The organism is Pseudomonas sp. 10B238 (assembly GCF_000970615.1).
Classification (GTDB): Bacteria; Pseudomonadota; Gammaproteobacteria; order Pseudomonadales; family Pseudomonadaceae; genus Stutzerimonas.
In genome coordinates this window covers 16,350-39,027 of the sequence record NZ_KQ033942.1, presented here as the reverse complement: position 1 = coordinate 39,027, position 22,678 = coordinate 16,350, and the positions used below count along the sequence as shown (strand labels likewise).

The following is a 22,678-nucleotide window of genomic DNA, read 5'->3' as shown; positions in this document are numbered from 1 at the left end:
TTTGACCCGAGCCGGGCCAGGCGGTGCTACATGATGACCTTGTCGCGCAACTTGTCGGCGGCCTGATTGAGCGCCTGGATGACGCGCTCTTTGTCGAAGTTCTGAACGCCGTTGGTGTCGAGATACATCGAGAAACCGGGCAGTTCGTGCTCGACGAAGCTGTTGGTAGCACCGAGGTCGCGACGGAAGTCGACCACTTGGTAGATCTGCACCGGACGGGTGAAGCCTTTGACTGTGATCTGGCCTTTGTCGCGGCACATGATGACGTCTTTGACCAATGAATAGGTCTCGTGGGAAATGAGGATTTCCCCTGCCTCGGCGGAGCTTTCCAGGCGGCTCGCCAGATTCACTTCGCGACCGATGATGGTGTAGTCCATTCGGGTGTCGGCGCCAAAGTTGCCGACGGTGCAGTAACCGGTGTTGATGCCCATGCGGATTTCCATCGGCTTGGTAATGCCTTGGCCGCGCCATTGTTGGCGAAGGACTTTCATGTGCTTGCGCATGGCAATAGCCATCGAAACGGCGGCCACTGCATCCTTTTTCGCACCCTGGCTGGCGGGGTCGCCAAAGAACACCATCACGCAATCACCGACGAACTTATCGATTGTGCCGCCGTACTTGAGAGTGATCTTCGACATCTCGTTGAGGTAGGTATTGAGCAGGTCGGTGAGGGCTTCAGCTTCCAGTTCTTCGGAGAGTTCGGTGAATCCCTTGATGTCGGAAAAGAACACCGTGAGCTTCTTGCGTTGGGTTTCCAGTCGCACGCTGCGCTTGCCGGAAAAAATCGATTCCCACACCTGTGGAGACAGGTACTTGGCGAGATTGCGTGCCAACCGCGCAGCTTTCGCCTGCTGGGCTTCGACTTCGCTGCGTGCCTGAGCCAGTCGGATTCCCTGTTGGTGCACGTAATAAGCCGTTACGCACACGTAAAGGGTGGTGAGCAGGATGCTGACTGCCGATACCAGAACCGAGCTGACCCCCTCGAAGCGCAAAGGAACCAGCAAGCTGGTCAGTCCGACGCCGATGCACACCATCAATAGCGTCATCAATAGATGACGCAGACTACCGACCACCAGCGCGCTGAAACTCAGCGTCAGTAGAAACATGAGGCTCGGCACAAGGCTGCATCCGAGCAGCACAATACCGGCGCCCGCGTTCAAGGCATCGAGGCACAATAGGGTCTGGGAGGTTGCCTCCGGGTGTTCGCGCTTGAAGCGGTAGCTCAGGTGATAGGCAAAGTGCGGATACAAGAGCGTATAGGGCACCAACCACAAAAGGTCGAGTGCGAACTGCTGGCTATAGACACCGGCGGCGAGCGTGGCGGCGCAGATCAGATAGGCGAAGACCCGCGCGTAATATTCACGCAGTGGACGAGTCGCGAGCCCGTTACGTCGTTCACCGGTCACGGTTGACATTATGGTTGCTATCCCTGAAAGAAACCGGCGCTCTGGAATGCGCCGTTGGAGGCGACAGCGCATCGGTCGGCGCTGGCTCGGCGATCATAACCAAGTCGCCACCACTGCGCCAAACCGCCGGTCCATTCCGTGACCGGCAGCCGTTGCGGCGCGGCCCGGATGACCTAGTTGGATCAGAATCGAATCTTGCCGGTGAGCATGTCCTTCAGCATCACCCAGTCGCCAAGAAAGCTATACAGCGGGTACTGAAACGTCGCTGGACGGTTCTTCTCGAAGATGAAGTGGCCGACCCAGGCAAACCCGTATCCAGCCAAAGGCATCGCCAGCAGCCATAGCCACTGTTGACTGATCACCGCATAGGCCAGGATCGCCAGTACCAGCAAGCTGCCAATGTAATGCAAGCGTCTGCAGGTGGGGTTGCTGTGTTCGGCCAGGTAAAACGGATAGAAATCTGCAAAGCGGCTAAAGCGTTCGGCGGTTTGCGTGCTCATGCCGCACCTCCTGTCATTGTGGTCGCTGGAGTCTAGAACCTTAGGTAACGTAGGCCACTGACTCCAAGTGCCAGTTTAGTACCCTTGTGTGCCATCGATCCGCGATTGAAACTGCGCAGATCGCTGTGGTGACGGCGTGCCACGTACAGTCTGAGCATGAGTGAATCGATTGATGAAAGAACGCACCACGTCCTCGAGCTGGGCCTTGAGTATTGTCCAGGCGCTTGAACTCGACGGCCTCGACTGCCAGGACCTGTTCGTCAATCTGGGGCTCGACTATTCCGCACTCAACGACCCCGATGCGCGTTTTGCCCAGGATGGCATGACCCGGCTCTGGCAGCGTGCGGTGGAGATTACCGGCAATCCGGCGATCGGCTTGAATCTGGCGAAAGTGATGCGCCCCGGCGCGATGCATGTGGTCGGATATGCGCTGATGTCCAGCAGTACGCTCAGGGACAGCTTCCAGCGCTTGGTGCGGTACCAGCGCATCATTGCCGAAGGCGCGGATGTGCAGTTTGGGTCAACCAATCGCGGGGCGTTGTTAACCTTGGCGATCCATGGCGATCAACTGCCTCCGGCGCGCCAGAGCGCAGATGGCTCGTTGGCCAGTACGCTTGCATTCTGTCGGTGGCTGACCGGTAAGCCGCTGGTCCCGATCGAAGTCTACTTCCAAGGCCCGCCACCGGTGGATATCGAGCCCTACCAGGCCGCGTTCCAAGCGCCGTTACGCTTCAATGCCGAGTTCCACGGCATGCTGATGCGCCATGTCGATATGGATATTGCGCTACCTACTGCAAACGCCGAACTGGCCCAATTGCATGACCGGTTTGCCGGCGATTACCTGGCACGCTTCTCGGACAGCCGCGTGACCCATCAGGCACGGCAGGTGATCTGCCGCCTGTTGCCGCAGGGAGAACCGCGGCGCGAAACGGTGGCGCAGTCGCTGCACCTGTCTGAACGTTCTTTGCAGCGGCGCCTGGACGAGGAGGGCACCAGCTTCCAGCAATTGCTAGACGACACGCGGCGAACGCTTGCCGAGCAGTACTTGGCGCGAGCGGATCTCGCCTTGCTGGAAGTGGCCTATCTGCTGGGCTTTGCCGATCCGAGTAATTTCTTTCGCGCCTTCAAACGCTGGTTCGCAATGACTCCTGGCGAATACCGGGCGCAGCGTTGACGTGGCCCTGCCGGAACTTGTGCTCTGCCGCTATAGCCTTAGCTTGCGTATATATGACCGCGGCGCCCTCGCGCCGCTTTTTGAAAAAACCAATAGGATGACCCGCATTGGCCAGTAGCCTTCTTGCCTTGATCGACGATATCGCTTCGGTCCTGGATGACGTATCCCTGATGACTAAGGTCGCGGCGAAGAAAACCGCCGGCGTGCTGGGAGATGACCTTGCACTCAATGCTCAGCAGGTCACCGGCGTCAACGCGGACCGCGAACTGCCGGTGGTTTGGGCCGTGGCCAAAGGGTCCATGCGCAACAAGCTGATTCTGGTGCCGGCTGCGTTGCTGATCAGCGCATTCATCCCGTGGGCTATCACACCGTTGTTGATGCTTGGCGGCGCGTTCCTCTGTTTCGAAGGTTTCGAGAAGCTGGCGCACCGGTTCCTGCATCGCGATGAGGACCACCATGCCAAGCAAATCGAGGCGTTGGCGGACGAGAGCGTCGACATGGTGGCATTCGAGCGCGACAAGATCAGTGGGGCGGTGCGCACCGATTTCATTCTGTCTGCCGAGATCATCGCCATTACGCTGGGTACGGTTGCCGCCGCTAGCTTCGTCGAGCAGATCGCCGTGCTCGCGGGCATTGCGATCATCATGACCATTGGCGTCTACGGTTTGGTTGCCGGCATCGTCAAACTTGACGACGCGGGCCTGGCGCTGAGCAAACGCAGCAGTTCTGCAGCGCAGTCGCTGGGCCGCGCCATTCTCTCGGTCGCGCCCTGGTTGATGAAGTCCTTGTCGGTGATTGGCACGGCCGCCATGTTCATGGTCGGCGGCGGCATCCTGACCCACGGTTTCAAGGCTATCCACCACTTCATCGAGAACAGCGCAGAGCACACTGTGGCGCTGCCATACATTGGCTCGGTTCTGGCCGGGCTGTTGCCGACGCTGCTGGATGCCGCCTTCGGGATGTTGGCCGGCGGTCTGGTGTTTGCAGCGGTCGAGCTGAGCAAACGCCTGTTCAAGCGTCGATCCGAAACCGCTTGATGGCGATAACACCATCTACCAAGACAAAAAGGGGGGCAGTGTGAATGGATGAATTCATGCAGGCGGCGATTGAGGAAGCGGAGAAGGGACTTGCCGAGGGCGGCATTCCAATCGGTTCGGTAATCGTCCACCGGGGGCGAATCATTGGCCGCGGCCACAACCGGCGGGTTCAGCAGGGCAGCGCGGTGCTGCACGGGGAGATGGACGCCTTCGAAAACGCTGGTCGGCAACCGGCCAGCGTCTACGCCGAGTCGATCCTCTATACCACACTGTCGCCGTGTCCCATGTGCAGCGGGGCGATCCTGCTGTATGGCATACCCAAGGTCGTGATCGGTGAGAATCAGACCTTCATGGGCGAGGAGCTGCTGCTACGTGGTCGCGGTGTTGAGGTCGAAGTGCTGCAGGAGGCACGCTGTGTCGAGATGATGCGCCGCTTTATCGCCGAGAGCCCTGAGCTGTGGAACGAAGACATCGGCGAGACGTAATCCGGTCAATGACGCCAGAACGAAGGGGTCAGCATTACCAGTACCGTGATGATTTCCAGCCGGCCGAGCAGCATGCCGAACGACAGGAGCCACTTTGCCGAGTCTGGCAGAGTGGAGAAGTTGCCCGCAGGACCGATGATTGGACCGAGCCCTGGGCCCACGTTGCACACTGCGGTCGCTGCTGCGGTGAGCGCGGTGAGCATGTCGAGCCCGAGTAATGCCAGCGCCAGCGCCAACGCGCCGATGGTAATGGTGAAGAAGAACGAGAAGGTCAGGATCGAACGCACGATTTCTTCGTCGAGGGTGTGCTTGTTGTAGCGCTGCTTGATGACGGCTCGCGGATGCACCAGCTGCGCCAAGTTGGCGCGAAGCAGGGCATAGGCGACCTGAAAGCGGAAGATCTTCAAACCACCCGAGGTCGAGCCGGAGCAGCCGCCGATGAAGGTCAGGTAGAAAAAAGCCAGCACGGCGAACTCGCCCCACTGCGTGTAATCACCTAGCGCAAAGCCGGTCGTGGTCACCACCGATACGACGTTCAGCGAAACAATGCGCAGGGCGTCGAGAAAGACATAGTCGGAGTTGAAGGTCAGCCAGATCGCAAACGAGATGCAGATGATCAGCAGCATGCCAACGAAGCCTTGCACCTGCTGATCATGGAGCAGGGCGTAGCGGTTACCCCGAACCGTCGAAACCATCAGAATGAAGGGCAAACCACCAAGCAACATGAACACCACGGCGACCCAGTGCGCCGCGGGGGTGAACTTGGCCATCGAACTGTCGGATGTCGAGTAGCCACCGGTGGCAATGGTGGTCATGGCATGGTTGATCGCTTCAAAAGGCGTCATTCCGCTCAGCCAATAGGCCAGCCCGCAGAGTAAGGTGAGCGCGAGATAAACGATCAGAATCGACTTGGCCATGACGTGCGAGCGCGGCATGGCTTTTTGCGACCAATCCGATGATTCAGTCTGGAACAGCCGCATGCCACCGATGCGCAGCAACGGCAGAATCGCCACGGCCATGCCGATGAAGCCGATCCCCCCGAGCCACTGCAGCATCGAACGCCACATCAGCAAACCGGGCGATGCCGAATCCAGGCCGGAGAGTACCGTCGAGCCTGTCGTGGTGATGCCCGACATGGTCTCGAAGAAAGCGTTGGTATAGCTGATGTGGTGAATCAGCATCATCGGCAATGCGGCGAAGCAGCAAACGATCAACCAGCTTGCGGTGGTCAGGAAATACATGTCGCGGGGGCGTAGTTGGGTAAGCTCAGGCCTGCCGGGCGCGATCAAGGCGATACCGCTGCTGAAGGTGATCAGGCTAGCCCAGAGGAACGCTTGCAAATCGTCAGTGCGATCAAATGCGAACAGCGTGATCATCGGGATGACCATGCTGACAGCGAGTGTGATCAGAAAAATGCCGAGAATGAAACCGATGATGCGCAGGGTCGGCAAGGCCATGTGTGATTGCTGCTCGGCTCGAAAAATGAGGTAGCCATTCTACGCCTGTCGCTGCGGCAGTAAACCGGCTATCGGCGTGCAGAAAAATCTTTTGCCCGGCGCCCTGTAGGCCTCTTCCCAAGTTCGCTGCGATGAATAGAATAGCCGCCCGGTGCCGGCCCTTTGCCGGTTTCTGAGTGTTCAGCTCCCATGTCCATCGACAATCCCTGCCTCACGTGCGGCGCCTGCTGCGCGTATTTTCGTGTGTCTTTCTTTTGGGGCGAATGCGCCTCATCCGGTGGTGCAGTTCCTGACAGCGCAACCGTGCAGGTCAGTCCGTTTCACGTCGCCATGCTCGGGACGGAAGCCAAGCCGGCGCGTTGTGTCGGCTTGATGGGCGACGTGGGATGTGGCGTGCGCTGCACCATGTACGAGCAACGTTCGAGTACCTGCCGCGAATTCGAGGCCTCTTGGGTAGATGGTCAGCACAATGCGCATTGCGACACGGCTCGGGCCGCCCATGGGTTGCCGCCGCTGATGCCACCGTTGGAGCCGCAGCTTTCGCCTGATCGAGTGGCTTGAGACGAACTGGCCAACGTGGCGATTGCCACGCTCCCACTGCCAAACGAACGGCTCGGGCCTCTAGAATGTCCGATTCGTTTTGGAGGTAGTCGGATGGAAGCTCTCGACCTGATGCTCAACCGCGTGTCTGTCACGCGACTTACTGATCCAGCGCCGACGTCGGCCCAGCTAGACCTGATGTTTCGTGCGGCCTTGCGTGCGCCCGATCATGGTCAGCTGCGCCCTTGGCGGTTCCTGACCATTCAAGGCGAAGCCCGGGAGCGGTTGGGGAAGTTGATGGCTGAGTCGTTGCGTGTGCGCTCGCCTGAGGCCAGCGATGATGCCGTGCTGAAAGCCCGCAAGATGCCGTTGCGCGCGCCGCTGCTGGTGGTCGTCATTGCCCGCGTGCAGCCGCACCCGAAGGTGCCGGGTTCGGAGCAGGTGCTCGCGGTGTCTTGTGCGGCGCACGGCTTGTTGCTGGCTGCGCATGCACAGGGTCTCGGCGCCGTATGGCGTACCGGTGAGTTTTCCTACGATCCATACCTGGCAAAAGCCTTGGGGCTGACCGGCGACGAGCAGATCTTGGGATTCATCTATATCGGTACCCCCGAAGGGACCCTGCGGACCCCGCCGGCATTGGAGCCCAAGCAATTCGTCAGTGAATGGACCGGGGCGAACTAGGTCACTCCGCTTGTAATCGGGCCTCGTCAGCTGGGTTCAGTGGTAGCTTCAACGTGGCGATGAAACCGCCGTCCGGGTGATTGCCCAGCAGGAGCTCGCCGTTATGCCGTTCCGCGGCTCGGCGGGCAATCGCCAGCCCTAACCCGTGTCCAGCGGTGGTTTGTCCCGGTGCGCGGAAGAAGGGTTCGCTCAGTTGCGCGAGATGGGCCTCGTCGACCCCAGGCCCTTGGTCGCGGATACTCAGCAGCAGGTGCTGTGTGTCGCTGCTGGCTCGCAGTTCTATCGGCGCGCCTTCGGGGTTGAACCGCAGAGCGTTGCGTAACAGATTGTCCAGGGCACGCTCGAGCATGTCCGGCCAGCCTTGCAGCTGGGCTTCGGTTTCGACTTGGCTGTCGATTCGCTGATTCGGCGAGACGATGCGGGCGTTCTCCTCAAGCTGCTCGAATATCGAACGCAGGTTGATGGGGTTCGGCGCCCCTGGGTCGGCGTCCAGCCTTGCGAGCTCTAGAATCTCGCTAATCAGGGCTTCCAGACGATCACACTCCTTGGCCAGCCGAGGCCAGATGACCTCGCGTTCGGCCGGCGTGGCCCGCTCCGCCAGTGCGAGTGCGATTCTCAGGCGGGCTAGCGGCGAACGCAGCTCGTGAGAAACGTCACGCAGCAGTTGTCGCTGGCTGCCGATCAGGCTTTGCAGCCGGGCGCCCATGCGGTTGAAATCCTTGGCAAGCACGCCCAGTTCGTCGCGTCGCGTTGCCAGGCGCGCCAGAGAATTCTGCTGGTAGGTGGTTTGGCCAAGGTCGTGAACAGCGCCGCGAAGCCGATCGAGCGGACGGGTAATGGAAAGGGTCAGTAACAGGCTGAATCCAGTCAGGACGATTAACGCGATGGCCAGCGCACTCAGTGGCCAGAACAGGCTGCCTCGGTGCCAGGCTTGTAGCTCCTGATTCGGGATGCGGTAGATGAAGAGGTAAGTATTGCCGGTCTCGGGGCTGGTGTAATCGGTGGTCAGCCGCCGCCAGGGTAGGCGACCGTCGCGGTGTTCCTGTCGCGCTTCGAACGCGGCGGCGCGAGCCGGGAAGGTACCGCGGATGATGGGCTGGCCGTTCTCGGCCAGCACCTGGACATCGACACCGTAGCGGTTGCGATGCCGCTCGAGCAGAAACTGTGCAGTGATCGGCCCCTGGCGCTCGTAGACCTTGGTCCATACTTCGGCCAGGCCATTGACGCCCGGGTGACGGTTGAGAATCCAGGCGTCCTGATTGAGCGCATGCCCCAGGAGCATGGCCAAGCCTGCCACCAGCGCAATGGCTAGCCAGAATGTCGCAAGAATGCGCCAGAACAGTGATCGCACCGGTCAGATACTCCAGGGAAAAGCCCGGCGCGTGTAATCCCTAAGGGGCGAACCGGGCAGGTTTGCTGTTTGAGTGGATCAGTTGGTTTTATCGCGCTCGGCTTTCCACTGCGCGAACTCAGCACGGTCGGCACGCTTGGCCGCCATCTCTTCATGCAGCTCGTCGAACTTTTTCTGCTGTTCCGGCTTGAGCAAGTCACGCACCTGCTTCTGAGTTTTTTCCTGGTTGGCTTTCAGCTCTTCCTGCATCGCTTTGCGTTGGGCTTCGGGCAGCTTGCTCAGGTACTGTTGGGTGATCTCGCGATGATTCTTCATCTGTTCACGCATCAGTTGGCGCATCTCGGTCCGTTGCTCCTTGGTCAGATCGAGCTGCTCGAAGGGCGAGTGCTGGCCGCCATGATGGCGCTGGCCCCCGTCTGGCATGGCCATCGCAATGGTGGGCAGGGTGGAGGCGAACAGTACGGCGATGAGAGTCTTGCGCATCATGAGTTTCTCCTTGATATGGAAACCGGTTGCCAGTAAAGCGCCTGTCTAGGGCGCCTCAACAGGCTTCGACCGGATGACTTCAGTCTAGGGCGCGCAAGGTCAACGGCGGTCAGGGCTGGGTAAAGGCTCGGTAAAGGCTATCAGGAGGCGTAAAGGTATCCGCGGCTGCGCAAGGCAACGATGCGCTGACGGCCGTCTGGATGGGGGCCAAGCTTGCGGCGCAGGTTGCTGACGTGCATGTCCAGGCTGCGGTCGTAGAGGGTGAGTTTTCGACCGAGCGCCAGCTGCGCTAGGGCCTGCTTTTCCAGTGGTTCGCCTGGCTGGCTGAGGAGTGCTTCGAGGATGCGTCCTTCAGAGAGTGTGAGGGTGACTTCATGATCGCCGATGCTCGCCACGCCGCGTGCGGGGCTGTACCAGAGGTCCCCCAGCGCTAGCTGTGTCGGTGTGCTGGCCGGCTGGCTGCGGCGTAGAACGGCCTTCAAGCGAGCGGTCAGTTCGCGCGGATCGCAGGGCTTGGCAAGGTAGTCGTCAGCACCCAGCTCCAAGCCGAGAATGCGGTCTAGCGGCTCGCCGCGGCCGGAAAGCATCAGCACCGGCAGGTCAGGATGCTCGCTGCGCAGCTGCTTTAGCAGGTCCAGACCGCTGCCGTCGGGCAGCATCACATCGAGCACGACGGCAGCAGGTTGGTGTTCTGCAAGTGCGGCGCGGGCGCTCTTGCCGTCATGGCACGCGCGGGCAACAAAACCTTCCTGGGCCAGCCAGCTAACCAGTAGCTCGCAGAGCTCTTGGTCGTCGTCTATCAGCAGCAGTTCGCTCATGGTTCGCTCGTGTCGATTCAGTTCAGCCATTGCCGGCGACGACGGCCCCGCGTGGTCAGGACGCCAAGCAGAAAGCCCAGCACGCCAACCCCGCCCCCGACCGCGAACCATTGTTGCTGGTCGTTAAGCAGCGGTGGCTGCAGCTGCGTCTGCGCTTGCTCCTGTTCAAGTTGCAAACGCAGGCGCTGGTTTTCCTGGCGCAGCCTCAACAGCTGGGCTTGGCCCGCCGCACTGGCGGCTGCGTCGAGGTTTTCCTTGAGCGCCTCTCGTTGCTGTAGATTTTCACTCAGGCGGTGCTCCAGCTCGGCCTGCCGTTCGGCGGGCGGATCGATGGGGGCTTCTTGAGCCTGCAGCAAGGGTGTTGCAAGACCTAGAACAAGCAGCAGGGACAGCGGACCTTGGCGCATCGGAACTCCTTTTTCCTCAACGGTTTTGTCTCTAAGTGGCCATGACGAAGCGACGACCTGGAGTCGGCAGATCGACTCAGGGGTAGACCTGTTTGAAAGGTTTGACGACGACATCACCATAAACGCCCACCGCTTTGTATGGATCGGCCGCAGCCCATTGTTCAGCCGCGATCAGCGAGTCGAACTCGGCGACAACCAGGCTGCCGGTAAAGCCGGCTGCGCCCGGATCATTGCTGTCCACCGCCGGGTGCGGGCCAGCCAGCACGAGCCGGCCTTCGCTTTTGAGCTGGTCGAGACGCGCCAGGTGAGCGGGGCGCGCAGCCAGGCGGTCCTGCAATGAGTCAGGTACATCGGTAGCGATGATGGCGTAGAGCATGGTGAACTCCTATGATTCTTGAGGTTCGGGTTGCATGTGGCGCACCAGATAAAGTGCTTGGCCAGCCATGAACAGTAACGTCAGACCAAGGCTGCCAAAGACCTTGAAGTCTACCCAGATCGCGGGATAGACGAATGCAACGAAGAGGTTGGCGAAGCCGCAGACGAGAAAGAACAGAATCCAGGCGACATTGAGCTGCGACCACTGCGCCGCCGGCAACCGGACCGCGTGGCCCATCATTCGCTGAATCAGCGGCCTGTCACCAAAAAAGTGGCTGGCAAAGAACGCCAGGGCAAATAGCCAGTTAAGAACGGGCGCTTTCCACTTCAGGATCGTTTCGCTATGCAGCGCCAGCGTCAAGCCGCCGAATAGCAGGCAAGCCGCCAACGTCAGCCACTGGTTTTTTTCAAGACGACGCTGATGGACGAATAAGACGCCGTAGATCACGACAGAGCTGGAGATCAGAACGGCCGTTGCGCTGAAAATGCCGCCCACACCAAGGCTGAATCCGGCGATCTCGACCGTTGTAGGCTCGATTTTGTACGTGATGAAGAACAGCAGTAGCGGAATGAAGTCGATGATTTGTTTCACGAGGCGCGCCAGAGGGCAGATGTGCCCGGCATAATAACAAACCGCGCTTTTGGCGGAACGCTGTCCGCCTGCCGTTTCCACGACATTGCGCAAGCTTTGGCAAACTGGACGACGGCACGAGCGCTGGCGCTGGCGGTCACACGCTGTGAGCTGCCAAGCCCCCTGGAGAATCTGTCCCGAATGATTGTTGATCTGCATTGCCACAGCACCGCCTCTGACGGTGTGCTCGCGCCTGATGTGCTGGTGCAGCGCGCCCATGCGCGTGGAATCGAGCTGCTTGCTCTGACCGATCACGACACCCTCGAAGGTCTCGATGATGCTCGCGCCACGGCTGATTCGCTTGGCGTCCGGCTGGTCAACGGCATCGAACTGTCCTGTGTCTGGAGCGGCGCCACTATCCATGTGCTTGGCTATGCGTTTCGCCGTGATGCAGTTGCATTGCAGCAAGCCATTGCCGATTTGCACGCCGGTCGCTGGCAGCGTGCCGAGACGATCGCGCAGCGCCTGGAGGCCAAGGGCATGCCGGGTGCGCTGGAAGGCGCGCGGGCAATCCAGCAAGAGCTAGGGGACAGTGGGAATGCTCCTGCACGCCCGCATTTTGCAGACTATCTGGTGCGAGCCGGTCATGTTCGCGACCGTGCCGAGGCATTCCGCAAGTGGCTCGGCTCGGGCAAGTTGGGTGATGTGAAGCAGCATTGGCCGACGCTTGAGCAAACCGTCAGTACGCTGCGGGACGCCGGCGCCTGGATCAGTTTGGCGCATCCCTGGCAGTACGACTTTACGCGCAGCAAACGGCGCCGGCTGGTGAGTGAGTTCGCCCAGGCTGGCGGCCATGCGCTGGAAGTGGTTAACGGCATGCAGCCGTTGGAACAGGTCGGGGGATTGTCGATTCTGGCGCGCGAGTTCGGCCTGATGGCCAGTATCGGCAGCGATTTTCACGCACCGGGCGACTGGTCGGAGTTGGGCATGTATCGAGCCCTGCCTGACGACCTCAGGCCGCTATGGAGGTCTTTCGATCATGAGCCTGGCGAGGCTATGGCCCGCTGAACATGGAGTTTTCATGAGCCAGTTTTTTCAAATACACCCGGAAAATCCACAGGTCAGGCTGATCAAGCAGGCCGTGGAGATCATTCGCAGCGGCGGCGTGGTGGTTTACCCCACCGACTCTTCTTACGCTGTGGGCTGCTCGATGGGAAACAAGACCGGCATCGAGCGCATTCGTCGCCTGCGTCAGTTGGACGACAAGCATAACTTCACGCTGGTCTGTCGCGACCTGTCCCAGCTCGGATTGTTCGCAAAGGTCGATACCGCTGCTTTCCGTCTGCTCAAGACGCATCTGCCAGGACCATACACCATCATTCTCAGCGCTACTCGGGAAGTGCCGCGAATGCTGTTGCACCCGAAGCGCCGTACCATCGGCCTGCGCGTGCCTGCCCAGCCGATTGCACAGGCATTGCTCGCCGAGCTGGGTGAGCCATTGATGAGCGTCAGCCTGATACTGCCCGGCGAGACCGAGCCGATGAGCGATCCTTACGAAATGCGGGATGCGCTGGAGCATCAGGTAGACCTGATCATTGACGGCGGTTACGGTGGCGTCGAAGCGTCGACTGTGATCAGTCTGGTGGATGGCGACCCGGAAGTTGTGCGGGTCGGCTGCGGCGATCCCGCACCGTTCGCCGGCTGAACCGTTCGTCTTTCTCAAACCCACGAAGGAAACCCTTTTGAGCTCCATGGATTCGCAGCGACGTGTAGTCTCCGGAATGCGGCCTAATGGCCGTCTCCACCTTGGCCACTACCACGGCGTGCTGAAGAGCTGGGTCAGGATGCAGCACGAGTACCAGTGCTTTTTCTGCATCGTTGACTGGCACGCACTGACCACCGACTACGCAGCGGGCGCAGATGTCGCCCGCAACGTCCATGAGATGGCGGTCGACTGGCTGGCAGCTGGCGTCAGCCCGAGTTCTGCCACTTTGTTTGTCCAGTCCCAGGTACCTGAACACGCCGAGTTGCACCTGCTGCTTTCGATGATCTGCCCGTTGGCCTGGCTCGAGCGCGTGCCGTCATACAAGGAGCTGCAGCTCGACTCGGAACATAAGGACCTCGGCACTTACGGTTTTCTCGGTTATCCGTTGTTGCAGGCCGCCGATATCCTGGCTTACCGCGCTGGTGTCGTACCGGTTGGCGCCGATCAGTTGCCGCATATCGAATTCGCTCGCGATGTCGCCAGGCGCTTCAATCACCTGTATGGCAGCGAAGAGGATTTCGCGGTTAAGGCCGAAGCGGCAATACGCAAGCTCGGCAAAAAAAGCTCCAAGCTGTACGCCAGCTTGCGTAAGAGCTACCAAGAGCAGGGCGACCTCGAGGCGCTGAACACGGCCCGTGCGTTACTAAAGGATCAGCAGACCATTACCATCGGCGATCAGGAACGCCTGTTCGGCTATCTGGAGGGCAGCGGCAGGCTGCTATTGCCTGAGCCGCAGGCTCTGCTGAGCGACTCTCCCAGGGTGTCGGGGCTCGATGGTGGCAAGATGGCCAAGTCCGCCAGCAATTCCATCTTTCTGCGGGACACGCCGGACGAGATCGAAGAAAAGATCAAGCGTATGCCGACCGATCCGGCACGTGTTCACCGCCATGATCCGGGTGAGCCGACGCGTTGCCCGGTGTGGCAGATGCACCAGGCCCATTCGACCGAAGACGTTTGTCAGTGGGCAGAGCAGGGTTGCCGCACCGCTGGAATCGGCTGCCTCGAGTGCAAGGCGCCACTCATCGATGCGATCAAGCTCGAATTAGCACCACTGCAGGAGCGCGCCCATGACTATGAGTCGAACCCGGATCTGGTGCGCAGCATATTGGCTGAGGGCGCTGAGCAGGCCCGTGACGAAGCACGCGAAACGCTGGTCGTCGTGCGTCAGGCCATGGGTCTGAATTACCGCTAGAGCCATCGGTCAGCGTACAGCCTGCTGAGGCAGTTGCCGCTTCCACTATTTGTTCGTTTCGGAGAGAGCATGCAGGACACCCAGGCCGAGGCGATCGTCAAAGCGCCCGGCGAGCAGCTGCGGCTGGCGCTTGTCTACGGCGAGGCTTTCAACAATCTGCCGCAGGATTTGTATATCCCGCCAGATGCACTGGAGGTGTTCCTCGAGGCGTTCGAGGGGCCGCTGGATTTGCTGCTCTATCTGATCCGCAAGCAGAACATCGACATTCTTGATATTCCAGTCGCGGAAATTACTCGCCAATACATGGGGTATGTCGAGTTGATGAAGGCCGTGCGCCTTGAACTGGCGGCCGAATATCTGGTGATGGCGGCCATGCTGGCTGAGATCAAGTCGCGCATGTTGCTGCCGCGCTCAGCAGAGGTGGAGGAAGAGGAACTCGACCCGCGCGCCGAGCTCATCCGCCGGCTGCAGGAATACGAGCGGTTCAAGGCGGCGTCGGAAGATCTCGACCAGCTGCCGCGGGTGGGGCGTGACCTGCATGTACCGAAACTCGACGCGCCCGAAGCTCGGGCCCGCAAGCTGCTGCCCCAGGTCAGTCTGGAAGAGCTGTTGATCTCCATGGCCGAGGTCTTGCGACGTGCCGACATGTTCGAAAGCCATCAGGTCACGCGTGAGACGCTGTCGACCCGCGAGCGCATGAGCGATGTGCTCGAACGACTCAAGGGCGGCGGCTTTGTCCCTTTCGTCGCACTGTTCACCGCTGAGGAGGGCCGTCTGGGGGTGGTGGTCACCTTCATGGCGGTGCTTGAGCTGATCAAGGAGTCGTTAGTGGAGCTGGTGCAGAACGAGCCCTTCGCGGCGATTCATGTCAGGGCACGCAGCGATGAGCCCTCGTTACACCAGGAAGAGCCAGGGGAGCCAAGCCTGTGAATCTATCCGATCCCAAGGATCTCGCATCACTGCTCGAAGCCTTGTTGCTGGCATCCGGCAAGCCGATGTCGGTTGAGCGAATGGTCGAGCTGTTCGACGAAATCGAGCGGCCGACGCCAGCCTTGCTGCGCAAGGCCCTTGAGGTGCTGGATAAATCCTGCAAAGGCCGAGCGTTCGAGCTGAAAGAGGTCGCCAGTGGCTATCGCCTGCAGGTGCGCGAGCGCTTTTCGCCTTGGGTGGGCCGGCTCTGGGAGGAACGGCCGCAGCGCTATTCACGGGCTTTGTTGGAGACGCTGGTTCTGATTGCCTATCGACAGCCAATTACGCGCGGCGAGATCGAGGACATCCGTGGAGTGGCGGTTAACAGCCAGATCGTCAAGACGTTGTTGGAGCGCGAGTGGGTGCGGGTGGTTGGTCATCGCGACGTGCCAGGGCGGCCAGCCATGTTCGCCACCACCAAGCAGTTCCTCGACCATTTCAACTTGAAGAACCTTGATGAGCTGCCGCCGCTGGCAGTGTTGCGTGAGATGGAGCCCGAACCCCAGCCGATCGACGTTGAGGACGCGCCGGTGCCGGCGGCGCTGCAGGCTCGCGCTGATCTCGAGCAGGATCTGGAGGCGCCGCGTGAGCAAACCAGTTTCCGCAGTCTTCTGGCTGAGCTGGATAGCATGGAAACCGGTTTGAAGACCGATTTTGACGACCTGCGTGACGAAACTGAGCGTGAGGAAGATCAACCCGTTTCGGACGAAGACCGCCGCGACTAGTGATCCTCTGCTTGGCGGTCTGCCAGGTAACTGGCGTAGTTCGGTATGCTCAGCGTATGCGCCTGGTCCAGCAGCGGACTGGATAGCAGGTAGTCAGCGCTGCTTTCGTTGGCCGCCAGTGGAATGTTCCACACTGCTGCGACCCGTAGAAGCGCCTTTACATCCGGGTCATGGGGTTGTGGCTCGAAGGGGTCCCAGAAGAACACCAACATGTCGATCCGGCGCTCAGCAATACGTGCGCCAATCTGCTGATCCCCGCCCAGCGGGCCGCTGATCATGCACTCGACCGGCAACCCCAGCCGCCGCCCGAGCAGCAGTCCCGTGGTGCCGGTCGCCAGCAGCTCATGTTTCTCCAGCTGAGGTTTTTGCCGATCTGCCCAATCCAGCAGGCGCTCCTTGCAGTGATCGTGCGCGACCAGTGCGATACGTTTACGGGCCGGGAGTGTCGCGCTCACGAAATCGATGCGGTTCATGTTCTTCCTTGGTCGCTGGGATGGGCTGATGCGGTTATGACGCTTCGTGAAGAGCGCGGCAAGTATCGAGCATCCGATTGGAAAAACCCCACTCGTTGTCATACCAAGCCATCACTTTCAGCAAGCGTCCGCTAACCTTGGTGTGGTTGGTGTCGAAGATCGAAGACATCGGGTTGTGGTTGAAGTCGCACGAGACCAAGGGAAGCGAGTTGCAGGCCAGTATGGGTGATTGCTGGCTGGCGTCGAGCATCAATGCGTTGACTTCCTCGGCGGTCGTCTCGCGGCTCAACTCCAGGGTCAGGTCGACCAGCGAGACGTTGATCACCGGAACGCGCACTGCCATGCCGGTAAGCTTGCCGGCCAGTTCCGGCAGCACCAGGCCTACCGCTTCGGCGGCGCCGGTCTTGGTCGGAATCATCGACTGGGTCGCCGAACGTGCCCGGAACGGGTCGCTGTGATAGACGTCCGAGAGGTTCTGGTCATTGGTGTAGGCATGGATGGTGGTCATCAGGCCGTGTTCGATGCCGTATTCGCGTGACAGGATCTGTGCAACCGGCGCCAGGCAATTGGTCGTGCATGACGCGTTGGAGATGATCTGGTGCGATTGGCGCAGCGTGTCGTGGTTGACGCCATAGACGATGGTGGCGTCAACGCCGGATGCCGGGGCAGAAATAATGACCTTGCCAGCACCCGCCTGAAGGTGCGCGCTGGCTTTTTCACGGGAGGTGAACAGCCCGGTACACTCAAAGACCACATCGACATTGTGCTGGCGCCACGGCAGCTCGGCAGGGTTGCGGATCGCCGTGACGGCAATCGGGTCGCCGTTGACCCACAGCTGGTCGTCTGACACCTCAACTTTTACGTCGAAATGGCCATGGACGCTGTCGAACTGCAACAGGTGGGCGTTCATCGCCGGGCTGCCGAGGTCGTTGATCGCCACGACCTGCAGATGCTCGCGATAGCTCTGGCTGTACAGAGCACGAAGGACGTTGCGTCCGATACGGCCGAAGCCGTTGATGGCGATGCGAATAGTCATAAGAGGTCCTGGGCGGAATTTGTTGTAGGAATTACAAGATTATTCCTGTCAAAATAGAAATCAAGCCCAAATCCATGTTGTTTTGTTGGTAAAACTACAGATTCATGAGCAGGAGTGATGGCATGCACCCGCGGATTCAAGAAGTGACCGAGCGATTGATCGAACGCAGCCGGCCGACCCGACAGCGTTACCTGGCCCAAATGGCCGGTGCGGCGAGTGACGGGCCCCAGCGCGGCAAGCTGCAATGCGCCAACTTCGCTCATGGCGTTGCCGGGTGTGGCTCGGCGGATGACAAGCAGCGTTTGCGATTGATGGATGAGGCCAACGTGGCCATCGTCTCGGCCTACAACGACATGCTCTCGGCGCATCAGCCGTATCAGTATTTTCCCGACCTGATCAAAGAAGCCCTGCGGGAAGTGGGTTCGATCGGACAGTTCGCCGGTGGCGTGCCAGCGATGTGCGACGGCGTGACCCAGGGCGAGGCGGGGATGGAGTTGAGTCTAGCCAGTCGCGAAGTGATCGCCATGGCGACCGCCGTCGCGCTGTCGCACAACATGTTTGACGGGGCGCTCTATCTAGGGATTTGCGACAAGATCATCCCGGGCCTAATGATTGGCGCGCTGCGCTTCGGTCACCTGCCGTCGGTGTTCGTGCCCGGCGGCCCGATGACCTCGGGCATCCCCAACAAGCAGAAAGCGGAAGTGCGCCAACGGTACGCAGAGGGCAAGGCCAGCCGCGAGGAGTTGCTGGAATCGGAAATGCTGTCCTACCACAGCCCTGGCACCTGCACCTTTTACGGCACAGCCAACACCAACCAGGTGGTGATGGAGATCATGGGCCTGCACCTGCCGGGATCGTCCTTCGTCAATCCTTATACACCGCTGCGCGACGAACTCACCCGTGAAGCAGCGCGGCAGGTGACTCGCTTGACGCCGCAGTCGGGCAATTACGTGCCGCTGTGCAAGATCGTCGATGAGAAATCGATCATCAACTCGGTCGTAGCCCTAAACGCTACTGGTGGCTCGACCAACCACACCTTGCACATTCCGGCGTTTGCACAGGCCGCGGGAATTCAGCTGACCTGGCAGGACATGGCAGATATTTCCGCAGTGACGCCGACACTCGCCAAGGTCTACCCGAACGGGCAGGCAGACGTTAACCATTTTCATGCCTGCGGTGGCGTTCCGTTCATGGTGCGGACGCTGCTGGAGGCCGGTTTGCTGCACGAAGACGTCTATACGGTCTTGGGCAAAGGCCTTAACCAATACACTCAGGAACCCTTCCTCGAAGACGGCAAGTTGGTCTGGCGTGAAGGGCCGACCAGCAGCCTGGATGAAGCCATCCTGCGCCCGGTCGAGCGCGCGTTCTCGCCAGAAGGTGGTTTACGGGTACTGGAAGGCAATCTGGGTCGCGGCGTAACGAAAATCTCGGCCGTTGCGCCTGAACATCGCTTCGTGGAGGCGCCTGCGCGGGTGTTCAGTGACCAGGCCGAGCTGGCCCAGGCGTTCAAGGATGGCGAGCTGGAGAAGGACTTCGTTGCGGTTGTGCGGTTCCAGGGTCCCAAGGCCAACGGCATGCCCGAATTGCACAAGCTGACGCCATTTCTGGGCGTGCTGCAGGATCGTGGCTACAAGGTCGCACTGGTAACCGACGGTCGTATGTCAGGCGCGTCGGGAAAAGTCCCTGCCGCTATCCACGTCAGCCCGGAAGCGTTGGATGGCGGCCCGTTGTGCCGTGTGCGCGACGGGGACATCATTCGAGTCGACGGCGAAACCGGTGAGCTGCGAATCCTGGTTGATCAAGCCGAATTCGATAGCCGTGACGATGTGTCTGCCCCGAACGATCTTGGCATCGGCTGTGGGCGCGAGCTGTTCGGCTTCCTACGCGCGGCCTTCAGCCCGGCGGAAAAGGGCGCAAGCGTATTCACCGAGGGGCTGGAGGCGCTCAAGTGACGGCACTGGTAGGCGATATCGGCGGCACCAATGCGCGCTTCGCGCTGTGGCGAAACCAGAAGATCGAGTCGGTGCGTGTGCTGCCCACCGTGGACTACCCGCGTCCGGAAGATGCGATCCGTGCCTATCTGCAAGGCACTGGGCAGAGCGTTGACGCGCTGCAGGCGGTCTGCCTCGCCTGTGCCGGGCCGGTCTCGGGCGATGAGTTCGCGTTCACCAACAACCATTGGCGCTTGAGCCGTAAAGCCTTCTGTGAAGACCTGGGTCTGAGCGATCTGCTGCTGGTCAACGATTTCACCGCGATGGCATTGGGGATGACCCGCCTGCGCGAAGGCGAGCTAATCGAGGTCTGCCCGGGTCGATCCGAGCTAGGTGCAGCACGCCTCGTGATAGGCCCAGGCACCGGCCTTGGCGTCGCTACGCTTCTGCCTTTGCCAGGAGGCGGCTGGCGGGCGCTGCCGGGGGAGGGTGGTCATGTCTGTCTGCCGATCGGCACCTCGCGTGAGGCTGCGCTTTGGGCGCGTTTGCACGACAAGCTCGGGCACGTGAATGCCGAGGCGATCCTGAGTGGCGGTGGCTTGCTGGAACTCTATCGAACCAGCTGCGTACTGGATGGAAAACAGCCAAGCCTGGCCACGCCAGCCGAAGTCACCGCGGCGGCTTTGACCGGCGACGCATACGCGTCATCGGTGCTGGAACAATTCTGCGTCTGGTTGGGTCGGATCGCTGGCGACAACGTACTGACTACGGGTTCGCGAGGCGGTGTCTACATCGCCGGCGGAATCGTGCCGCGCTTCGTTGAGTTCTTCATCCGTAGCGGGTTCAGCCAGAGTTTTCGCGACAAAGGCTGCATGAGCCGTTATTTTGACGAGATTCCGGTCTGGGTGGTAACCGCTGACTATCCTGGGCTGGAAGGCGCGGGCGTAGCGTTACAGCAATTGCTGGAGGGCCCATCCAGCGGAGGCTGACCCGCTTCGATACACCTACATAACAAGAGAATGGATGCCAGTGAGCCAGGTTGGAAGATCGATTCTGCTGGTCGACGATGACCAGGAAATCCGCGAGCTACTAGACGCCTACCTCAGTCGATCAGGCTTTCGGGTGCGCACCGTTGCTGACGGCGCGCAGTTTCGTGAGGCCATGAACCACGACCCTGCGGACTTGGTCATTCTCGATGTGATGCTGCCTGACGAGGACGGCTTCAGCCTCTGCCGCTGGGTGAGGGGCCACCAGCGGCTGGCACAGATGCCTATCATCATGCTGACGGCCAGCTCCGATGAGGCTGATCGAGTGATCGGCCTGGAGTTGGGCGCTGACGATTACCTCGGAAAGCCTTTCAGTCCGCGCGAGCTGTTGGCGCGGATCAAGGCGCTGTTGCGTCGGGTCAACTTCGGCCAGGAGCGTGGCAGTGATGTGCGGACATTCGACGAGTGGCGGCTGGATATGGTCAGTCACCGATTGTTCCATCAGGACGGTGAAGAAGTGCTGCTGTCCGGCGCCGACTTTGCGTTACTCAAGCTGTTTCTCGACCATCCCCAGCAGATTCTCGACCGCGACACCATTGCCAACGCCACCCGTGGCCGAGAGGTCATGCCCCTCGAGCGGATTGTCGACATGGCGGTCAGTCGCCTGCGCCAGCGGTTACGCGATACTGGAAAGTGCCCGCGATTGATTCGAACCGTACGGGGCAGTGGTTATATGCTCGCCGCGCAGGTCGCACCGCACCATGACGCGCTCGGTTAAGCGTCGCTGGTTGCCTGTTCCACGCTCACTGCTCGGCCGCATGCTGTTCCTGACGCTGCTGGTGGTGCTGATGGCGCAGGCGCTGTCCAGTTTCATCTGGGTCTCGCAACTTCGCGCAAGCCAAATGGAAGGGTTGCTCACCAGCGCACGCAGCCTGGCGCATTCGATGTCGGCCAGCGTCAGCTACTTTCGCTCCCTGCCGTTGGGCTATCGTCCGTTGGTGCTTGATCAGCTGCGTAGCATGGGTGGCACACGCTTTTTCGTGTCGCTGAACGACAAGCCTCTGGAGATGCAGATTCTGCCGCCGACCGAGCGTAAGCAGGCGGTGCTGGCCGAGGTCGACGAGGTGCTGCGTGAACGCCTCGGCAAGGACGTCGACATGTCGGTGAGCTTCGTCAGTCCAGACGATCTGCGCATATTCAACGGCGGCCTGAAGCTCGATGAGCTACCGCGATCCTGGGCGCATTACGCATTGAGCCTGGAACCGCTGAACCCGCCGGTGCTGGTCACCCAGATCCAGATCGCGCCGAACGAATGGTTGTATCTCGCCTCGCTGATGCCGGCGCCCTATGTCAGCCTCGAAGACGAGGGAATCCCCAGGCAGCAACTCTGGTTCATCTTTCTTACCAGCAGTTTCCTGCTGCTGTTCATTGGCATTCTGGTGCACTGGCAGAGCCGCCCGCTCAAGCAGCTGGCGCAAGCGGCGCGGGAAATGTCGCTGGGCAGCGAGGTTGAATTGCTGCCCGAGGCGGGTGGTAGCGAAGTGGTGGAGGTCAGCCGTGCATTCAACAGCATGCGAGAGCGCATCGGGCGCTACCTGACCGAGCGTAGCCAGCTGTTCAGTGCGATCTCGCATGATTTGCGCACGCCGATCACGCGGCTGCGGTTGCGTGTGGAGCTGCTGGAGGACGAAGCCTTGCAGCGCAAATTCAGTCGCGACCTGGACGAGCTGGAGCTTTTGGTCAAAGGCGCGCTGCAATGCGTAAAGGACACCGATATCCACGAAAACATCGAACCGTTGGATCTCAACCTCCTGCTCGATTGCGTCACCGAGCCGTATCTGGCGCCTGGCGGCAATGGACGCGTTACGGTCCAAGGTCGCGCTCGGGCACCCTATGCCGGCAAGCCGCTGGCACTGAAACGCTGCATAGGCAACTTGCTGGATAATGCATTGAAGTATGGCGAGCGCGCCCATCTGCTAATCGAGGACGACAACGGCACCTTCGTGCTGCATGTCGATGATGAAGGCCCTGGCGTACCCGAGGGCTGGCTGAAGCAGGTGTTCGAGCCCAACTTCCGTCTGGCTGCCAAGCAACCCGGCTATGGGCTTGGCCTCGGTATCGCGCGCAACATCGCGCATGCCCATGGTGGTGAGGTCAGCCTGCGCAATCTGCCTGCCGGTGGTTTGCGCGTGACCTTGAGTTTGCCGCGCACGACCGAATGAAGCCCCTCCGCACCAGACGACTCTCTCCACTTGTTACAAAACCCGAGCTTTGTAACGAAACGGTGACCAATCACTATCCCTTCGTTACCCG

Annotated in this window: 25 protein-coding genes; 14 read left to right on the top strand and 11 right to left on the bottom strand. The window is 60.5% G+C overall.

All coding sequences use genetic code 11. The annotated features are described in order from the left end of the window. Positions 1–26 precede the first annotated feature (26 nt). Complete coding sequence (locus RT21_RS20430; protein ID WP_046164193.1) at positions 27–1,415, bottom strand: adenylate/guanylate cyclase domain-containing protein; 1,389 nt, start codon at positions 1,413–1,415, stop codon at positions 27–29. 173 nt (positions 1,416–1,588) lie between these two features. Further along, positions 1,589–1,906, bottom strand: a complete 318-nt coding sequence (locus tag RT21_RS20425; protein WP_046164192.1) for an Mpo1-like protein — start codon at positions 1,904–1,906, stop codon at positions 1,589–1,591. A 172-nt stretch (positions 1,907–2,078) separates the two neighbouring features. Between RT21_RS20425 and RT21_RS20420 the strand changes: the two genes are divergently transcribed. The 3 genes from RT21_RS20420 (at position 2,079) to RT21_RS20410 (ending at position 4,602) form a co-directional block, all read left to right on the top strand. After that, positions 2,079–3,080 carry an AraC family transcriptional regulator gene (locus RT21_RS20420; protein ID WP_046164191.1) on the top strand — a complete coding sequence of 334 codons (1,002 nt, stop codon included), beginning with the start codon at positions 2,079–2,081 and terminating at the stop codon, positions 3,078–3,080. Positions 3,081–3,187: 107 nt separating this feature from the next. After that, positions 3,188–4,117 (top strand): DUF808 domain-containing protein, encoded by a 930-nt coding sequence (locus RT21_RS20415; protein ID WP_046164190.1) that lies wholly within the window; start codon positions 3,188–3,190, stop codon positions 4,115–4,117. Positions 4,118–4,161: 44 nt separating this feature from the next. Continuing rightward, on the top strand, positions 4,162–4,602 hold the full coding sequence (locus RT21_RS20410) for a nucleoside deaminase (protein ID WP_046164189.1): 441 nt from the start codon (positions 4,162–4,164) through the stop codon (positions 4,600–4,602). 5 nt (positions 4,603–4,607) lie between these two features. Here RT21_RS20410 and RT21_RS20405 read toward each other — a convergent pair whose 3' ends face one another. Next, positions 4,608–6,059, bottom strand: coding sequence for a TrkH family potassium uptake protein (locus RT21_RS20405; protein WP_046164188.1), 1,452 nt, complete (start codon positions 6,057–6,059; stop codon positions 4,608–4,610). Positions 6,060–6,248: 189 nt separating this feature from the next. On the opposite strand from RT21_RS20405, the gene RT21_RS20400 reads away from it, so the two are divergent. Beyond that, the gene (locus RT21_RS20400) at positions 6,249–6,620 is read left to right on the top strand and encodes a YkgJ family cysteine cluster protein (RefSeq protein ID WP_045428022.1); all 372 of its coding nucleotides are present in this window, start codon (positions 6,249–6,251) and stop codon (positions 6,618–6,620) included. Between the two features lie 93 nt (positions 6,621–6,713). After that, positions 6,714–7,280: a nitroreductase family protein gene (locus RT21_RS20395; protein ID WP_046164187.1), complete on the top strand. Its 567-nt coding sequence runs from the start codon at positions 6,714–6,716 to the stop codon at positions 7,278–7,280. A 1-nt stretch (position 7,281) separates the two neighbouring features. On the opposite strand, the gene RT21_RS20390 is transcribed toward RT21_RS20395, so the two are convergent. The 6 genes from RT21_RS20390 to RT21_RS20365 form a co-directional block, all read right to left on the bottom strand. Then, positions 7,282–8,631, bottom strand: coding sequence for a sensor histidine kinase (locus tag RT21_RS20390; RefSeq protein ID WP_045428016.1), 1,350 nt, complete (start codon positions 8,629–8,631; stop codon positions 7,282–7,284). Positions 8,632–8,709: 78 nt separating this feature from the next. After that, positions 8,710–9,114 (bottom strand): Spy/CpxP family protein refolding chaperone, encoded by a 405-nt coding sequence (locus tag RT21_RS20385; protein WP_046164230.1) that lies wholly within the window; start codon positions 9,112–9,114, stop codon positions 8,710–8,712. A 143-nt stretch (positions 9,115–9,257) separates the two neighbouring features. Beyond that, positions 9,258–9,935, bottom strand: a complete 678-nt coding sequence (locus tag RT21_RS20380; protein ID WP_045428013.1) for a response regulator transcription factor — start codon at positions 9,933–9,935, stop codon at positions 9,258–9,260. A gap of 17 nt (positions 9,936–9,952) precedes the next feature. Further along, positions 9,953–10,342: a hypothetical protein gene (locus RT21_RS20375; protein ID WP_046164186.1), complete on the bottom strand. Its 390-nt coding sequence runs from the start codon at positions 10,340–10,342 to the stop codon at positions 9,953–9,955. A gap of 76 nt (positions 10,343–10,418) precedes the next feature. Then, positions 10,419–10,718, bottom strand: a complete 300-nt coding sequence (locus tag RT21_RS20370; RefSeq protein WP_046164185.1) for a YciI family protein — start codon at positions 10,716–10,718, stop codon at positions 10,419–10,421. Between the two features lie 9 nt (positions 10,719–10,727). Further along, positions 10,728–11,309 (bottom strand): septation protein A, encoded by a 582-nt coding sequence (locus RT21_RS20365; RefSeq protein ID WP_046164229.1) that lies wholly within the window; start codon positions 11,307–11,309, stop codon positions 10,728–10,730. 180 nt (positions 11,310–11,489) lie between these two features. On the opposite strand from RT21_RS20365, the gene RT21_RS20360 reads away from it, so the two are divergent. The 5 genes from RT21_RS20360 (at position 11,490) to scpB (ending at position 15,939) form a co-directional block, all read left to right on the top strand. Then, positions 11,490–12,356, top strand: a complete 867-nt coding sequence (locus tag RT21_RS20360; protein ID WP_046164184.1) for a PHP domain-containing protein — start codon at positions 11,490–11,492, stop codon at positions 12,354–12,356. A 13-nt stretch (positions 12,357–12,369) separates the two neighbouring features. After that, complete coding sequence (locus RT21_RS20355; RefSeq protein ID WP_046164183.1) at positions 12,370–12,993, top strand: L-threonylcarbamoyladenylate synthase; 624 nt, start codon at positions 12,370–12,372, stop codon at positions 12,991–12,993. Positions 12,994–13,039: 46 nt separating this feature from the next. Beyond that, positions 13,040–14,245: a tryptophan--tRNA ligase gene (locus RT21_RS20350; protein WP_082082202.1), complete on the top strand. Its 1,206-nt coding sequence runs from the start codon at positions 13,040–13,042 to the stop codon at positions 14,243–14,245. A 189-nt stretch (positions 14,246–14,434) separates the two neighbouring features. Beyond that, on the top strand, positions 14,435–15,175 hold the full coding sequence (locus RT21_RS20345) for a segregation and condensation protein A (protein WP_177327114.1): 741 nt from the start codon (positions 14,435–14,437) through the stop codon (positions 15,173–15,175). Continuing rightward, a complete protein-coding gene (gene scpB / locus RT21_RS20340; RefSeq protein WP_046164181.1) occupies positions 15,172–15,939 on the top strand; it encodes an SMC-Scp complex subunit ScpB in 768 nt (255 codons plus the stop codon). Before RT21_RS20345 ends, scpB begins: the two co-directional genes overlap by 4 nt. Here scpB and RT21_RS20335 read toward each other — a convergent pair. Together RT21_RS20335 and gap are read right to left on the bottom strand one after the other, a co-directional pair. Next, positions 15,936–16,412, bottom strand: a complete 477-nt coding sequence (locus RT21_RS20335) for a methylglyoxal synthase (protein ID WP_046164180.1) — start codon at positions 16,410–16,412, stop codon at positions 15,936–15,938. The genes scpB and RT21_RS20335 overlap by 4 nt on opposite strands. Positions 16,413–16,446: 34 nt before the next feature. Next, the gene (gene gap / locus RT21_RS20330; protein ID WP_046164179.1) at positions 16,447–17,448 is read right to left on the bottom strand and encodes a type I glyceraldehyde-3-phosphate dehydrogenase; all 1,002 of its coding nucleotides are present in this window, start codon (positions 17,446–17,448) and stop codon (positions 16,447–16,449) included. 122 nt (positions 17,449–17,570) lie between these two features. On the opposite strand from gap, the gene edd reads away from it, so the two are divergent. Genes edd through RT21_RS20310 form a run of 4 tightly spaced genes read left to right on the top strand, consistent with a single transcriptional unit; the run spans position 17,571 to position 22,587 of the window. Beyond that, positions 17,571–19,400, top strand: coding sequence for a phosphogluconate dehydratase (gene edd / locus RT21_RS20325; protein ID WP_046164178.1), 1,830 nt, complete (start codon positions 17,571–17,573; stop codon positions 19,398–19,400). After that, the gene (locus RT21_RS20320; protein ID WP_046164177.1) at positions 19,397–20,368 is read left to right on the top strand and encodes a glucokinase; all 972 of its coding nucleotides are present in this window, start codon (positions 19,397–19,399) and stop codon (positions 20,366–20,368) included. The genes edd and RT21_RS20320 overlap by 4 nt, the downstream gene beginning before the upstream one ends. Before the next feature lie 40 nt (positions 20,369–20,408). Further along, complete coding sequence (locus tag RT21_RS20315; RefSeq protein ID WP_045431919.1) at positions 20,409–21,143, top strand: response regulator; 735 nt, start codon at positions 20,409–20,411, stop codon at positions 21,141–21,143. Beyond that, positions 21,127–22,587 (top strand): ATP-binding protein, encoded by a 1,461-nt coding sequence (locus tag RT21_RS20310; protein ID WP_046164176.1) that lies wholly within the window; start codon positions 21,127–21,129, stop codon positions 22,585–22,587. The genes RT21_RS20315 and RT21_RS20310 overlap by 17 nt, the downstream gene beginning before the upstream one ends. Positions 22,588–22,678 lie beyond the last annotated feature (91 nt).